The following is a 15,435-nucleotide window of genomic DNA, read 5'->3' as shown; positions in this document are numbered from 1 at the left end:
CCGTTGGAGCGCGCCAGCCATGGGGCAGTCTGTGGCTGACTATCGTTATTTCACCCTTTTTATCGTCATTGCGTCCGGATCGCCCTTCGGCGAGGCCCGCCCTGTCTCAGGGACGGCCGCGCGGGGACCGGCACGACGTTCGGCTACCCCCTCGCGGCCGTTCCACCACCCTGCCCCGGGCGGGACCGCTCAGAGGACGACGATCCCCAGGGGGCGCGAGCCCGCGGCCAGTCGGCGGGTGTCGCCCGAGTCGAGGTCGACGACGCTCAGACCGTCCCAGTAGCCGTCCCGGGTGAATCCGCCGGTCACATAGGCGGTACGGCCGTCCTCCGACACGGCCACGCTCTCGTGCGGCCCCTCCAGGGGGTACACCCGCTCCTCGCCGCCGGGAGTCCGGACCGTCAGCGAGGGACCGCGGTCCACGTCCGGGTCGATCGGACCGGTGCCCACCGTCAGGAGCGTCCCGTCGTCGGTCACCGTGGTCCCGTGCTGATGGGTGTTCGCGGTCATCGGCTCGATCGTGGTCCGGCCCGTCCGGGGGTCGACGACCGCGAGCCGCTCGCCCTCGAAGGGCAGCAGCAGCTTTCCGTCCGAGGGCCGCACGGCCGTGTAGTGCGGCTTGAGCCAGGACCCGAGCCCGCCCTCCGTGCCGTACGGGGCGACCTCCACCCGGCGCGGCTCCAGCGTCCCCGCCGGGACGACGGTGACGTCGAAGGAGTCGTGGTTCGTCGCGTACACCTCCGAGCCGTCCCGCGACACGTCCACGTCGAACGGGCGCCGGCCCACCGGCACCGTGTCCGTGACCCGCAGCGTCGCCGTGTCGATCACCTCCAGGGTGCCGTTCCCGCCGGGCACGTTGACCCCCACGTACACCCGCCGTCCGTCGGGCGCCAGCGCGATGCCCATGCCGCCGCCCCGGTACTCACCGGTGGTCACGGGCCCGCTGTCCGTCTCGTACGGAACGAGCGCGATCCGCTGCCGGGTCGTCGTGTCCACGACCGCCACGCCCTCGGCGGTCGCCACCCAGGCCCGTCCGTCGGCGCCGAGGACCAGACCGTACGGCGCGGTGCCGACCTCCACGGAGCCCGTGGCACCGCGCGCGGGGTCGACGAAGGTGACCGTGTCGGAGCCGAAGTCGCCGACCAGGAGCGTGCCCGGCGCGGGCTTTCCGGTCGGTGCGGGCGGGACGGTGACGGCGGAACCGGCCGTGGGGGACGCCCCGGCGGGCGGTGTCGCCCCCGCCGGGGACCCTCCGGAGGGCTCCTGCGCGCACCCGGCCAGCACGGCGACGGCCACCGCCGCGGGCACGAGCACCCGGGTGGAACGGGACGCACGGCGGAACTTCGTCATGTCGGACTCCTCGGTACGGCGGACACGGCCGGCGCCGTCCGAAGACGGCCCCGCACCCTGCTCCGATCCTCCGCCCGCACCCGGGCCCGCCCGGTCCGACGGCCGGCCCCCCCCGTGCCCGGCGGGACGGACGACACCGGGGTCAGCCGAACGGTTGACCCGAGGGCGGCCCGTGGCGCGCCGTCCGGCCTCCCGGGGAAGCTCAGCCGTGCACGCCGTCCAGGAAGCACCGCACCCGCTCGACGCACAGCGCCGCCGCCTCCGGCACATGGGACGGCCCGCCGGACTCCGCGAACAGGTGCGCGCTCCCCGGGTACAGGAACAGCTCCCGGTCCGCCGCGTCCGCGACGAGCGCGCGGGCCGCCGCCAGATCACCCTCGTCGACGAAGTACGGATCGGCGTCCATCCCGTGCACCTGCACGGGCAGGCCCTCCGGCCAGGCGCCGCCGAACTCCGCCACCGGCACGCAGGCGCTGAACAGCAGGGCGCCGAGCGCCCCCGCCCTCGTCTGCGCCAGCTTCTGCGCGGGGAGCACACCCAGCGAGAACCCGGCGAGGACGATCTCCTCCGGCAGCCCCTCGGCGGCCCGCTCGCCGCGCGCCACGAGCGTGTCGAAACCGATCTCCTGGGCGTACCCCATGCCGGCCTCAAGGTCGTCGAACGTCCGACCGTCGTACAGGTCGGGCACGTGCACCGTGTGCCCGGCCCGCCGCAGGGTCTCGGCGAAGGTGCCGATGCCCTCCGTCAGTCCGAGCGAGTGGTGGAACAGCAGAACCTCGGCCATGTCGTCATCCCCTGATCACCGTGCGCGGCCCGCCCCCTCCGCGGTGCGGGCCGTCCGGGCAGCAGCATGGCCCATGGCACTGACAACGCCCGGAACCCGGCGGACCGGGCCGGGCACGGGACCGCGGCGACGACCGGCGCGGTCACTGTCGCGGGGGTGTCGCGGCGACTACCGCAGCGGCCGGTGCGGCATGACGGCACCCGCCTGACCCACGACGCCCATCGGACCGCCCACGCCCATCTGCCCGCCGACCCCGGAGGGACCGCCGGCACCCGGGTGCGCGCCGACACCGGGGTGCGCGACGGCGCCCTGCGGTGCGGCGACACCCTGCGGCGGCACCTGGATGACCCGGCTCAGGTCCCGCAGAACCTCCTCGGCGACCTGGCGGACGTCACCCGGAACATCCCCCCGCTCCCGTATGAGCTCGGCGTAGATCGGTGCCGTGCCGTCCGCGTGGTTCATGGGGCTCGCTTCCTTCGTCTGCGCCGGTCACTTCACCGACGGGGAGACGGCGAGTCTACGGGGCACCACCGACACGCCCGGATCGGGAGCCCACCGCACCGGCCCCCACTCCCGGATATTCGCTGTCGTCGCGGGCCCATCCGGCCGAGAATGGATCACCGAACACCCGGGAGGGACCCCATGAGCCAGGCGACCCTGACTCTGCACGACCTGATGCCGTCCGAGGAACTGGCCGCCGCGCTCGCGGACGGGCACGTCACACGCAAACGGCACCCCGAGCTGCCGCTGTCGATCTACACGTACACGCGCGCGTGTACGTACGCCCAGCACTGGAACCGGGCGACCACACGCTGCCGCGGACTCGTCGCCGACGACACCACCGGGCGGATCGTCGGACTTCCCCTCCCCAAGTTCTTCAACGTCTCCGAACACGCCTCCGGCCGCCCCTACGCGCCCCCGCTGCCCGAGGACGAGCCCTTCGAGGTGTACGACAAGGTCGACGGCAGCCTCGCCGTGGTCTTCCACTACGACGGCCGCTGGCACGTCGCCTCCAAGGGCTCCTTCACCAGCGTCCAGGCGACCTGGGCACAGCGCCGCCTGGACGCCGCCGACACTACCGGCCTGACGCCCGGCGTCACGTACCTCGCCGAGATCGTCTACCCGGGCAACCGCATCGTCGTGAACTACGGCGACCGCCGCGACCTCGTCCTGCTCGCCGCCTTCGGCGGGGACGGCACCGAGACCCCGCTCGCCGAGGCCGCCGGGGGCTGGCACCCCGTCGGCTCGGTCGTCCGCACCTGGGCGGTCGCGAGCGTCGCCGAGCTCCTCGCGCTGACCGAGTCCAACACCCTGCCCGGCGGCCGGCGGGCCACCGGCACCGACGCCGAGGGCTTCGTCCTCCGCTTCTCCTCCGGCCTGCGCGCCAAGGCCAAGCTCGCCGAGTACGTACGCCTCCACAAGGTGCTCACCGGCGTCACCGAACGCGACATCTGGCGCGGCCACGGCATCCAGCGCTTCGCCGCCCTGCCCGCCGCTGAGCTGGCCAAGGGCCTCGGATGCGCCGTCACCGAGGTCGAGGCCTCCGGCGGGAAGCCGCTCGACGCCCTTCTGGAACAGGTGCCGGACGAGTTCGACGCCTGGGTACGCCAGGTGATCAGCCGTCTCGAAACGGCCGCGGCCGACCGCGAGCGGGCCGTCGACGAGGCGTACGCCCGCCTGGCCCACCTCGCCGGCGACCGCGGCGCCTTCGCACGCGCCGCCGCGGGCGTCTCCGACCGAGGCCTGCGCGCCGCCCTCTTCCTGCGCCTCGACGGCCGCCCCACCGACCTCCTCGTGTGGCGCCAGGTGCGCCCCGAGCGCACCGACCCCTTCGCCACCGACCAGGAGAACTGACCGTGCCTGTCGTTCACGTCATGACCGGCCTCCCGGCCTCCGGGAAGACGACGGCCGCCCGCGCCCTCCAGGCCGCCGCCGAGGGACGCGTACGCCGCGTCAACCTCGACGACCTCCGCGCCATGCTCGACCTCCCCGCGGCCGACACGGGCGACCGGGGTCACTCCCGTACCCACGAGCGGACCGTCCTCGGCATCCAGGACGCCGCCGTCCGCGCTGCCGTCGACGACGGCTTCGACGTCGTCGTCGACAACACCCATCTCACCCCGCACATCCCGAAGCGGCTGAAGGCCGCCGTCGGAGGCCTCGCCACCTTCGCCGTCCACGACTTCACCTCCGTGCCCGTCGACGAATGCGTCCGCCGCGACGCCGCCCGCGAGCGGCCCGTCGGCGAGGAGATCATCCGCATCCTCGCCGACAAGCACGCCAAGGCCACCCGGGGCGGCTGGCGGCTCACCGAGGACTGGCTCAACGACCGCGTGCCCGTCGAGCCGTACGTCGCCGGCCCGGGCCTCCCCACCGCCGTCATGTGCGACATCGACGGCACCCTCGCCCTGCGCGTCGACCGAGGCCCGTACGACTTCACGCGCTGCGACCGCGACCTGCTCAACGTCTCCGTGCGGGACGCCCTGCGCGCCTTCCGGCACACCGAGCGGGACCGGATCGTCCTCCTGTCCGGCCGGAGCGAGGACCACCGCGCCCTCACCGAGAGCTGGCTCGCCCGCCACGAGGTGCCCTACGACGAACTGTGGATGCGCGCGTCCGGCGACGGCCGCGGCGACGACCTCGTGAAGGCGGAGCTCTTCGACGCGCACGTACGCCACCGCTACGCCGTCCGCGTCTCGCTCGACGACCGTGACCGCGTCGTCGCTCTCTGGCGCCGCATGGGCCTGCCCACCTGGCAGGTCAACTACGGCGCATTCTGACCGCACGGCCACCGGTGCCACGACCGGTGTCGCGGGGGTGGGACGGCCCACCCCCGCCGCCGTGTCAGGATCGTGGGATGGTGGAAAAGATCATCGCGGCGTGCGACGGCGCGTCCAAGGGAAACCCCGGCCCCGCGGCCTGGGCATGGGTCATCGGCCGGGCCGACGGAGCGATCGACCGCTGGGAGGCGGGCCCGCTCGGCCGGGCGACCAACAACGTGGCCGAACTGACGGCCCTGGAACGCCTCCTCGAAGCGCTCGACCCCGCCGTGCCCGCGGAGGTCCGGATGGACTCGCAGTACGCGATGAAGGCCGTCACGACCTGGCTGCCCGGATGGCGCCGCAAGGGCTGGAAGACGTCCTCCGGCAGCCCCGTCGCCAACAAGGAACTGGTCGTCCGCATCGACGCGCTCCTCACCGGCCGGGACGTCGACTTCGTCTACGTGCCCGCGCACCAGGTCGACGGTGACCCCCTCAACGACGCCGCCGACCGCGCGGCGAGCCACGCCGCCCGTACGCAGGAGCCCACGAGCTCCGCCGCCGGCGCCCCGCTGCCCCCGCCGGAAGCCCCGGCGCGCGCCTCCGCGCCCCGCTCGCGCTCCTCCGCGCCATCCGGCTCCGCGGACGGCTCGTCCGCGCGCCGGACACGCCCGTCCGGCGGCACGCTCAAGGCGAGGTTCTCCGGTCGCTGCCGCTGCGGCAAGGCGTACGACAAGGGCGAGACCATCGCCAAGAACCCCGACGGCTGGGGCCATCCCGCCTGCGTCTGACCCGCCCGCCGTCCGACTGGCGGGCGGCTCCGTCCGTTGCTTGAGACCGGTCGACCCGGGCGCGCGCAGGCCTTCACCCAGGCGTGTACCCGGGTTCTTCCGGGGTTCTGTTCTCCGAGCGCCTGGAGCTGCATACTGTCCTCCTCGCACCGGTGACGAACCGTTTTACCTGCTCATTTGTCGCTTTCACGACGCGATCGGCACCCGGCGAGAACCTCCCCCTTGCTGCCGCCGCGGTCACCCCTCGGCGGAAGCTCTCCCTGCCCGTGAAAGACCCGAGGATCCGTGCCAGTACCTGTTCTCCTGACCGGGCGCACCGTGCGCCTGGAGCCGCTGGCGATGCGGCACGCCGAAGCCCTCGCCCGGGCCGGCGGGGCGGACCGATCGGCCTACGCCTTCACCCCCGTACCCGACGGCCTCGAATCGGCCCTCGACTACATCGCCCGCGCCCTGACCGACCGGGCGGCAGGACGTTCCCTGCCCTTCGCCCTGGTCAGTACCGCCGACGAACGAGTCATCGGTTCGACCCGGTTCCTCGAACTCGACTACTGGCGGGGGCCGCTGATCTGGCCGCCCGTCCCCGGCATGCCCCACGGCGATCCGCTGACCGCCGTGCCGGACGCCGCCGAGATCGGCAACACCTGGATCGCGCGCGACGCCCGGGGCACGGGCATCAACACCGAGGCCAAGTACCTCATGCTCCGGCACGCCTTCGAGACCTGGGGCGTCCGCCGCGTCACGATGCGCGCCGACGCCCGCAACACCCGCTCCAGAATCGCGATCGAACGCCTCGGAGCCAGTTGCGAGGGCGTCCGCCGCGCCCACTCCCGCGGACTCGACGGAGCCGTCCGCGACACGGCCTTCTACTCGATCCTCGACGAGGAGTGGCCGGCCGTCCGCGACATCGTCGAACTCCGCATGTCCACCCCCCGCCAGGTGCGCGTCCCGCAGGACCTGCTCCCGGCCTGAACCCTTCCCCACCCCTCCGGCAGGCGCTCGCGCCCCCGTCGGAGGGGTGGTTCCATGGAAGGGACGGGAAGGACCCCACAGTGAGGACGCGGGGCAGCGGCCGTCGCCGACCGCGCACCGCGCAATCCGGATCCGCGAGAAGCGGATGGGCCCTTCCCGCCCCCGCGCCCCCGGCACCGGTGCCCTCCTCGTCCGGCGACCGGCCGCCGCCCGGCCCTCCGTACCCGCCCGGTACGGTGACCGGGACAGCGAGCCGCGCCACCCGAAGGGACCGAGTGATCGTGCCGACCGGAACCGCCGACGTACTCCTCCGGACGGAGGGCCGGGCCGGATTCATCACTCTGAACCGCCCCCGCGCCATCAACGCGCTCACCCACCCCATGGTCCTCGCCGTCGACGCGGCCCTCACCGCGTGGGAGCAGGACCCGGAGACCGCCACCGTCGTCATCGAGGGCGCGGGGGAACGCGGTCTCTGCGCCGGCGGCGACATCCGCGCCATCCACGACGACGCCCGCGCCGACGGCACCGCCTCGGCGGCCTTCTGGCGCGACGAGTACCGGCTCAACGCCCGTATCGCCCGCTACCCCAAGCCCTATGTCGCCCTCATGGACGGCATCGTCATGGGTGGCGGCGTCGGTGTCTCCGCGCACGGCTCCGTCCGCGTCGTGACCGAACGCTCACGGGTCGCCATGCCCGAGACCGGCATCGGCTTCGTCCCCGACGTCGGCGGCACCCATCTGCTCGGCCGCGCCCCCGGTGAACTCGGTACCCACCTCGCCCTCACCGGCGGCCACGCCGGCGCCGCCGACGCGATCCTCACCGGCCTCGCCGACCACTTCGTCCCCTCCTCCGAACTCCCCGCCCTGCTCCACGACCTGACCCGCATGCCGGCCGCGGAGGCCGTCGCCCGCCACACCGCCACCGCCCCGCCCGGCGTCCTCGCCGTGCAGCGGGAGTGGATCGACGCCTGCTACCGGGCCGAGACCGTCGAAGCCGTCGTCGAGCGGCTCTTCGACACCGGCGTGCCCGCCGCCAAGGAGGCGGCCACCACCCTCCTCGCCAAGTCACCGACCGCGCTCAAGGCCACCCTGGCCACGCTCCGCCGCTCCCGCGCCCTCGCCACCCTCGAAGAGGTCCTCGACCTGGAGTTCCGGGTCTCCTGCGCCGCCCTCGCCACCCCCGACCTCGTCGAGGGCATCCGCGCCCAGGTCGTCGACAAGGACCGCTCCCCCCGCTGGACGCCGCCCACCCTCCCCGAGGTCACGGACGAGGACGTCGCCCGCTTCTTCACCGCACCGCCCGGCGGCGACCTCGGACTCGCCGCCGCCCGCGAGGCCGTCGGGGGCCGGGGAGCCGGGGACGGCGCGTGACCACGGACGCCGCCACCTTCGGACCCGTCCTCGACCGCATCGCCGAGGAGATCGCCGCACTCACCGACCGGGGCACCCCCGCCGACTACATCCCGGCCCTCGCCGCCGGCGACCCCACCGACTTCGGCATGGCCGTCGCGGAACTCGACGGCACCGTCTACGGCGTGGGGGACTGGCGCCGCCCCTTCTCCACCCAGTCGGTCACCAAGGTCTTCACCCTCGCGCTCGCCCTCGCCGGAGAGGGCGACGCCCTCTGGGCCCACGTCGGCAGGGAGCCCTCGGGCGACCCGTTCAACTCCCTCGTCCAGCTGGAGTACGAGCAGGGCATCCCGCGCAACCCGTTCATCAACGCCGGCGCCCTCGTCGTCACCGACCGCCTGCACCGGCTCACCGGCGACGCCTCGGGCAGCCTGCTCGCCTTCCTGCGCGCCGAGAGCGGCAACCCGGACCTCGCCTTCGACACCGGCGTGGCCGCGTCGGAAGCCGCCCACGGCGACCGCAACGCGGCCCTCGCCCACTTCATGGCCTCCTACGGCAACATCACAGGACCCGTCCCCGACCTGCTGCGCGAGTACTTCCGCCAGTGCTCCCTCGAAGCCTCCTGCGCCGACCTCGCCCTCGCCACCGGCTTCCTGGCCCGCCACGGCCTGCGCGCCGACGGCACGCGCCTGCTGACCCGCAGCCAGGCCAAACAGGTCAACGCCGTCATGCTCACCTGCGGCACCTACGACGCGGCCGGCGACTTCGCCTACCGCGTCGGCCTGCCGGGCAAGAGCGGCGTCGGAGGGGCCGTCGTGGCCGTCGTGCCGGGACGCTGCACCCTGTGCGTCTGGAGCCCGGGTCTCGACAGCCGGGGCAACTCGGTGGCGGGCGTGACGGCACTCGACCGCTTCACGACCATCACGGGCCTGTCCGTCTTCTGAGACCGCCGCGGTCAGCCGCGGGCCGCCGGCTCGCCGAGCGCCCCGGCCGCCGTACGCCATGCCTCGGTGACGGCCCCGTGGGCGAGGACCGTCGCGGCCGCCACATCCGCGGGCAGCCGGAGCGGCGTCCCGATGTGGACATGCAGGCCCGGTCTCCGGACGGGCGCCGTGAGGACCCCCGCGATCTGCTTCACCCGGCCACCGGAGGTGATCCGGCGGGCCCCGGCCTGACCGATCGGCACGACCGGCGCCCCCGTGGCCCCGGCGAGCCGGGCGAGCCCCGTGCGGAACGCCTCCGGCGGATTCTCCGCGGCGTCCGGGCGGGGTGGGATGCGGCCCTCCGCGTACAGCATGACGTGCCGCCCCGAGGCGAGCGCGACAGCGGCGTGGTCGAGGGCGGCGGCGGCGCGCGCCGAGTTGCGGTGCACGGGCACATGGCCCTCGCGGGTCAGGAGCCGGCCGAGCAGCGGGACCCGCCAGAGCCCGGACGTGGCGAGCAGGACCGGCTCGACGGCCAGCCGCTTGCGCAGCGCGGCGAGGACGAGCGCCGGGTCGGCCGTCGACGTGTGGTTCACGACCAGAATGCTGCCGGGTTCGATCCGGGCCTCGGGGTCGGTGGTGACGGTCAGTCGCCCGAAGAACGGGACGACATGGGCGGCGAGACGGCTGAGCACGGACGGGCCCCTTGGGTCCGAGGACGAAGCGCTGACCCCCACATCGTGCGAGACCGGGCGGCACCCCACATGAGCACGCGTACTCAGCTGCCGTACCCAACCGCCCCGGGGAAGGGGCTCGGTGACCCGGCGTCTGCCCCGCCGGTCTAGGGTGGGCCCACGAGCGGAACGACGGACCAGGGGAGGGGAGGAACGGTGGGACGTGCGGCGCGGCGACTCGCGACCTTCCTGCCCGCGGTGCTCTGCGCGATCTGGTCCCTCCTCGTGCTCCCGGCCGCCGCGGCGGCGCAGCCCCCTGGCCCGACGCCCCCCACGGTCGCCGCTCCCCACCACGGCCCGCCTCGGGCCTCGTCGCCCGAACCGCACTTCGCGCCCACCGCCGTCGTGCGCCTCCCGGCCGTCGTGGAGAACCCCGTACGGATCCCGGCGACGCCCGCCGCCACCGGCACCGTTCCCCCCGACCTCTCCCTCCCCGCGCACGGCGTCCTGGCGGGCGACCCCCGCCGCGAACGCGCGCCGCCCGGCGGCCGGCACGCCCCGCGCGCCCCCCGCGGCCCACCCTCCACCCGGCACAGCTGACGTTCTCCCGCGTCGCCGTCCGGGCCCTCGGCATGCCCACGGACCGGTCCACGACGCGTGTCCGACCGTACGTCCGGCACGGCCGGCGAGCGCTCCCGCCCTTCGCGTGGACGCGCGCCGTCGCCGTGCGCTGCCCGTGGAGTACCCGTGTCCTCTCGTTCCGCGCTCTGGCGCGCGCTGCTCGCGCTCGCCGTCGTCGCGCTCTCCCTCTGGATCACCCTGACCACCCCGCCCCGCCTCGGACTCGACCTGCGCGGCGGAACCCGTATCGTCCTGCAGACCGAGGACGGACCCACCGTCCGCGCCGACGCCGCCGCCACCGACCGCGCCCTCGAAGTGCTCCGCAAGCGCGTCGACGGCCTCGGCGTCGCCGAACCCTCGCTCGCCCGCTCGGGCGAACGGCGCATCGTCGTCGAACTCCCCGGCCTCCGCGACCCCCGTCAGGCGGCCGAGGTCATCGGCCGTACGGCGCAACTGACCTTCCACGCCGTCACCGGCGAGGCCCGAGGGCCCGCGGGACCGGCCACGCCGAACGGGACGCGCGTCCTCGCCGACCCCGACGCACCGGGACGCTTCCTCGCCCTCGCCGCGCCCGCGCTCACCGGCGACGGCGTCGAGAGCGCCGACGCCGTCCTCGACACCACCGACGGCCGGGGCTGGACCGTCGACCTCTCCTTCCGTGACCGCGCCGCCGGCACCTGGGCCGAGCTGACCGGAGACGCGGCCTGCGCGGCGCCGGGCGACCCGGCGCGCAGGGTCGCCATCGTGCTCGACGACCGGGTCGTCTCCGCGCCCGCCATGCAGTCCGGCGTCCCCTGCGGCGCCGGCATCGGCGGCGGCTCCGCGCAGATCACCGGAGGGTTCTCCGCACAGGAGGCCCGCGATCTCGCGGCGCTCGTGGAGGGCGGCGCGCTGCCCGTCCCGGTGACGACGGTCGAACAGAGCACCGTGGGACCGACGCTCGGCGCCGAGGCGATCCGGGCGAGCGTCCTGGCCGCGATGATCGGACTCGCCTGCACCGGACTCCTCGTCATGGTGATCTACCGCCTCCTCGGAGTCCTCGCCACGGCCGCCCTCCTCCTCTACGGGCTGATCTCGTACGCCGCCGTCGTCGCCCTGGGCGCCACGCTCACCCTGCCCGGCCTGGCCGGCTTTGTTCTGGCCGTCGGCATCGCCGTCGACGCGAACGTCCTCGTCTTCGAACGGGCGAGGGAGGAGTACGCGGCGCTCGGCCGGACCGCCGTGCGTGATTCGCGGCGTCCGCTGGCGACGGCCTTCGGGAAGGTGTGGAGCGCCGTCGCGGACTCCCACATCACCACCCTGCTCGCGGCCTGCCTGCTGTTCGTCTTCGCGACGGGCCCCGTCAAGGGCTTCGGCGTGACCCTCGCCATCGGTGTCGTGACCTCGCTCCTCACCGCCATGGTGATCACCCGGCTGCTCGCCGATCTGGCGCTGCGGCTGCCCGCGGTGCGCAGGAGGCCGGCCGTCACCGGCATCGCGGGTCTCGGCCGGCTGCGGACCCGGCTGACCCGGCGCGCCCCGCGTCTGATGACCCACCGGCGCCGCTGGCTGATCTCCTGCGCCGGGCTCCTGCTGGCCGCGCTCGCCGGCATCGGCGTCCGGGGCCTGGAGTTCGGCGTCGAGTTCACCGGCGGCCGGGTCGTCCAGTACACGGCGGAACGCCCGGTCGACGCCGACGAGGCGCGCGCGGCGATCACCGGCGTGGGCTACCCCGACGCCGTCGTACGGACGACCGGCGACGGCGGCGACGTGTCGGTACGCGTCCGGGAGACCGGCGACGCCGAGCAGCGCGCGATCCGCGAGGCGCTCACCCGCGTCGCGGGCCCGGTGGAGGTGGAGCGCGACGACCTGATCGGCCCCAGCCTGGGCGGGGAGCTGCGCACCCACGCGCTGATCGCGCTCGGCCTCGCGGTGGCGGCCCAGCTCCTCTACCTGACGGTCCGCTTCCGCTGGACGTACGCGACGGCGACGGTGGCGGCGATGACCCAGGACGTGCTGCTCGTCGTCGGTCTGTTCGCCTGGCTCGGCAAGCCGGTGGACAGCGTCTTCCTCGCCGCGCTCCTGACCGTCGTCGGCTATTCGGTCAACGACTCCGTGGTCGTCCTCGACCGGCTGCGGGAACTGCGGCGCCGAGGCGGGGGCGTCCCGCTTCCCGACCTCGCCGACCGGGCCGTCGCCCAGACACTGCCCCGTACGGTCAACACCGGGATGGGGGCGCTCTTCGTCCTCGCGGCGCTCGCGGTCCTCGGTGGTGACTCGCTGACCGACTTCTCCGTGGCGCTGCTCGCGGGGGTGGTCCTGGGCATGGCGTCCACCGTGTTCACCGCGATGCCCCTGGCCGTCGCCCTGGAGACCCGGCGCCCGGCCCGGGCCCCGGCCGCCGGGGGAGGCTCCGGGCCGGGGCGGCGGGCGGCCGTCGCCCGGGAGGACCGATCGGGCGCGGTGGTCTGACCACGGCGCCCACGGGCCGGTCACCCGTTCCGTACGGCAGGGTCTGTGGCCGGAGTCCGTGGTCGCTGCCCCGCTCCCGTTCCGTACGGCAGCGCCCGTGGCCGGAGTCCGGGGCCGCTACCCCGCTCCCGTTCCGTACGGCAGCGCCCGTGGCCCGAGCCCGCTGCCGCTGCCCGTCTCCCGCTCCGTGCGGCCTTGCGCCCACGAGAGCGGGGGCGGGCCGCGATGGCGGTCAGGATCCGGCGAGTTCGGCCTCGATCAGGTCGGCGGCCCGGTGCGTTCCGCCCTCGCGGGCCATCGACTCCTGGATCTCCCGTGCGCGGCGGGCCACCTCCGGGTCGCCGACCAGGGCCAGCATGTCCTCCCGCAGCCGCTCGGGGGTGACCTCCTCCATCGGCAGGTGCCGCGCCACCCCCAGGGACTGGAGCATGTCGGCGTTCCCGAACTGGTCGACGGCCTGCGGTACGGCCACCATCGGGGTGGCGGTGGCCAGGCCCTCCTGGCTGCCGCCGGCGCCCGCGTGGGTCACGAACGCGTCGGCCTGCCGCAGGATCGCCAACTGGGGGACCCAGGAATGCACTTCGACGTTCGCGGGCAGGACGCCGAGCTCGGCCGCGTCGACGAACTTCCCGATCTGCAGGACGACGTGCCAGCCGGGGAGCCCGGCGAAGGCCTCGACACAGTCCCGGTAGAAGCCGGGCAGCTTGGTGAAGGCGGAGCCGAGTGAGACCAGGACCACCTTCTCCGCGTCCGCCGGCCGCTGCCACGCGCCCTGCTCGGCGCGCTCGCCCTGGCAGGCGCCGACGAAGGTGTAGACGGACTCGTCGACCCGGTCGGCGTGCGGCTGGAGTGCCTTCGGGATGAGCACGAGCGCACGGCGCGGGCGCGCGATGAGCCGGTCGGGGTGGGTGTCGACGCCGTGCTCGGCGAGCCAGGACTCGAACCGGGCGTAGTACGCCTTGCCGCGCGGTGAGGCCTTGAGCTCGGCGAACATCGGCTCGGCGACCTCCTCCTCGTACCCCTCCCACGGCACGAGGTTCGGCCAGAGTGAGAGGGCGGGGACGCCCCAGGTGTGGGCGAGGACGGGGGCCGGGTACGCGGTGATGTCGTGGAGCACGAGGTCCGGCCGGTCCTCGTCGAAGGCCGCGGCGAGCTGGGGCAGGGCCTGCACGGCGTCGTCGAGGAACGGTTCGATGTTGTCGATCAGCTCCGTGCCCCAGGCGTCGGGATCGTCGTCGGTCGGGAGGGTCGAGGTGTAGACGACAGGCGTGGCCCCGGTCGCCGCGACCTTGTCGGCGAAGGACGCGGGGACGGCGTAGCTGACGCGGTGGCCACGGGCGACGAGTTCGCGGATGACCTCCAGGCTGGGGTTCACGTGGCCGTGGGCGGCGATGGAGAACATGGCGATGTGCGCGGGGGACGCGGTGGTGGTCATGACGGCAACTCTAAGCGAGACGAAACGTATCGTCTATCTATTTCGCCGGTCGGTGCCGTTCCCATGGCCTGCTGTCCGCTCGTACGGGTCAGCCCAAGCGCGGGGGAGTCCAGTCGGCGTGCCGCAGGATCGCGCGCAGCGCGGCCCCCGACGGGGCCGCCCGGAGCAGGGTGTCGCGTACGAAGACGGCGACCGGGTGGGAGAGCTGCTGGCCCATCCGGCCGGCCCGGCGGGCGGCGCGGGCGACGGCCTGGCTGCGGGGCCGCCGCTCGGCGTCGTACCGCGCGAGCGCCGCGTCGATCCCGGACGCTGTACGAACCCCGGCGGCGGAATCGGCGGAGGTGGCGGCGGGCGCGAGCGCGGCGGCCAGCGTCACCGCGTCCTCCAGCGCCTGACAGGCGCCCTGGCCGAGGTTCGGCGTCATGGCGTGGGCCGCGTCGCCGAGCAGGGCGACCCGGCCCACCGTGAAGGACGGCAGGGGAGTGACCAGTTCATGGATGTCGTGGTGCAGCACGGCGCGGGGGTCCGTCGCGTCGAGCAGCGCGGGGATCGGGTCGTGCCAGCCCTCGAAGCGGCGACGTATCACGGCGAGCGTGTCGGCGTGGCGTACGCCGGCGGGCGAGTTGAACACGGCGTGCCACTCGGCGCGTCCGTCGGGGAACACGATGTGGCCGAACTCGGCACCCCTGCCCCAGGTCAGCTCGAAGTCGGACTCCAGGGGGACGGGGGCCTCCGTGATCGCGCGCACGACGGTGGAGCCGCTGTGGACGGGGCCCGGGTGATCGGGGAACAGCTGGGCGCGGAGCCGGCTGTTCACCCCGTCGGCCGCCACGACCAGATCCGCTTCCCGTACGCGCTCCTCGCCTCCGTTCGTGGCGGAGACCCGCACCCCGCGCGGATCGGACACGTCCACGGACGTGACCTCGGCCCCGACGGCGAGGCTCCCGGCGGGCAGGGCCGCCCGCAGGGCGCGGTGCAGCGCGGAGCGGGGGATGCCGACGATCGGCGTGCCGAGGGCCCGTTCGAGGGCGGCGCCGTCCATCCGGGCCAGCCGGCCGCCGCTCGGGACGCGGGTGCCCCCGGTGTACTGGGGCCGGGCCTCCGCGCGCACCGCCTCGCCGACCCCGAGGACGTCGAGCGCGCGCATCCCGTTGGCGTGGAGGGAGATCCCGGCGCCGACATCGTCGAGGGCGGCGGCGCGTTCCAGGACCGTCACCTTCCATCCGACGGCCCGCAGTCCGATCGCGGCGGCGAGTCCTCCGATCCCGCCCCCGACCACCACGGCGTTCCCGCCCATGCCCGTCCCCTTCCGTCGATCGTCCTGCGGTC

14 protein-coding genes are annotated in these 15,435 nt (G+C 74.6%); 8 read left to right on the top strand and 6 right to left on the bottom strand.

From position 1 onward, the window contains the following. Positions 1-189: 189 nt before the first annotated feature. The 3 genes from ACFVYX_RS22695 to ACFVYX_RS22685 form a co-directional block, all read right to left on the bottom strand. Positions 190-1,350 (bottom strand): YncE family protein, encoded by a 1,161-nt coding sequence (locus ACFVYX_RS22695; protein WP_389683236.1) that lies wholly within the window; start codon positions 1,348-1,350, stop codon positions 190-192. A gap of 202 nt (positions 1,351-1,552) precedes the next feature. Then, positions 1,553-2,134, bottom strand: a complete 582-nt coding sequence (locus ACFVYX_RS22690; protein ID WP_389683235.1) for a dienelactone hydrolase family protein — start codon at positions 2,132-2,134, stop codon at positions 1,553-1,555. A 168-nt stretch (positions 2,135-2,302) separates the two neighbouring features. Beyond that, positions 2,303-2,596 (bottom strand): hypothetical protein, encoded by a 294-nt coding sequence (locus ACFVYX_RS22685; protein WP_389683234.1) that lies wholly within the window; start codon positions 2,594-2,596, stop codon positions 2,303-2,305. 180 nt (positions 2,597-2,776) lie between these two features. On the opposite strand from ACFVYX_RS22685, the gene ACFVYX_RS22680 reads away from it, so the two are divergent. The 6 genes from ACFVYX_RS22680 to ACFVYX_RS22655 all read left to right on the top strand — a co-directional run bounded on the left by ACFVYX_RS22680 (position 2,777) and on the right by ACFVYX_RS22655 (position 8,946). Further along, on the top strand, positions 2,777-3,988 hold the full coding sequence (locus ACFVYX_RS22680; protein ID WP_389683233.1) for an RNA ligase: 1,212 nt from the start codon (positions 2,777-2,779) through the stop codon (positions 3,986-3,988). 2 nt (positions 3,989-3,990) lie between these two features. Continuing rightward, the gene (locus tag ACFVYX_RS22675; RefSeq protein WP_389683232.1) at positions 3,991-4,914 is read left to right on the top strand and encodes an AAA family ATPase; all 924 of its coding nucleotides are present in this window, start codon (positions 3,991-3,993) and stop codon (positions 4,912-4,914) included. A gap of 77 nt (positions 4,915-4,991) precedes the next feature. Then, positions 4,992-5,684, top strand: a complete 693-nt coding sequence (locus ACFVYX_RS22670) for a ribonuclease H (protein WP_389683231.1) — start codon at positions 4,992-4,994, stop codon at positions 5,682-5,684. A 285-nt stretch (positions 5,685-5,969) separates the two neighbouring features. After that, positions 5,970-6,653, top strand: a complete 684-nt coding sequence (locus ACFVYX_RS22665) for a GNAT family N-acetyltransferase (RefSeq protein ID WP_389683229.1) — start codon at positions 5,970-5,972, stop codon at positions 6,651-6,653. A gap of 281 nt (positions 6,654-6,934) precedes the next feature. Continuing rightward, positions 6,935-8,023 carry an enoyl-CoA hydratase/isomerase family protein gene (locus ACFVYX_RS22660; protein WP_389683228.1) on the top strand — a complete coding sequence of 363 codons (1,089 nt, stop codon included), beginning with the start codon at positions 6,935-6,937 and terminating at the stop codon, positions 8,021-8,023. Next, positions 8,020-8,946 carry a glutaminase gene (locus tag ACFVYX_RS22655; protein WP_389683227.1) on the top strand — a complete coding sequence of 309 codons (927 nt, stop codon included), beginning with the start codon at positions 8,020-8,022 and terminating at the stop codon, positions 8,944-8,946. The genes ACFVYX_RS22660 and ACFVYX_RS22655 overlap by 4 nt, the downstream gene beginning before the upstream one ends. A gap of 11 nt (positions 8,947-8,957) precedes the next feature. On the opposite strand, the gene ACFVYX_RS22650 is transcribed toward ACFVYX_RS22655, so the two are convergent. Continuing rightward, positions 8,958-9,620: a lysophospholipid acyltransferase family protein gene (locus tag ACFVYX_RS22650; RefSeq protein WP_389683226.1), complete on the bottom strand. Its 663-nt coding sequence runs from the start codon at positions 9,618-9,620 to the stop codon at positions 8,958-8,960. A 195-nt stretch (positions 9,621-9,815) separates the two neighbouring features. On the opposite strand from ACFVYX_RS22650, the gene ACFVYX_RS22645 reads away from it, so the two are divergent. Together ACFVYX_RS22645 and secD are read left to right on the top strand one after the other, a co-directional pair. Beyond that, positions 9,816-10,199, top strand: a complete 384-nt coding sequence (locus ACFVYX_RS22645; protein ID WP_389683225.1) for a hypothetical protein — start codon at positions 9,816-9,818, stop codon at positions 10,197-10,199. Positions 10,200-10,346: 147 nt separating this feature from the next. Further along, the gene (secD, locus tag ACFVYX_RS22640) at positions 10,347-12,671 is read left to right on the top strand and encodes a protein translocase subunit SecD (protein WP_389683224.1); all 2,325 of its coding nucleotides are present in this window, start codon (positions 10,347-10,349) and stop codon (positions 12,669-12,671) included. 232 nt (positions 12,672-12,903) lie between these two features. Here the strand turns inward: secD and mgt are convergent, their stop codons facing one another. Next, the gene (gene mgt / locus ACFVYX_RS22635) at positions 12,904-14,106 is read right to left on the bottom strand and encodes a macrolide-inactivating glycosyltransferase (protein WP_389683223.1); all 1,203 of its coding nucleotides are present in this window, start codon (positions 14,104-14,106) and stop codon (positions 12,904-12,906) included. A gap of 88 nt (positions 14,107-14,194) precedes the next feature. Continuing rightward, positions 14,195-15,403 carry an FAD-dependent monooxygenase gene (locus ACFVYX_RS22630; protein WP_389683222.1) on the bottom strand — a complete coding sequence of 403 codons (1,209 nt, stop codon included), beginning with the start codon at positions 15,401-15,403 and terminating at the stop codon, positions 14,195-14,197. Between the last annotated feature and the right edge of the window lie 32 nt (positions 15,404-15,435).

It is taken from the genome of Streptomyces sp. NPDC058326, assembly GCF_042879855.1.
Taxonomy (GTDB): domain Bacteria; phylum Actinomycetota; class Actinomycetes; order Streptomycetales; family Streptomycetaceae; genus Streptomyces.
This window is presented reverse-complemented; position numbering and strand designations above follow the sequence as displayed.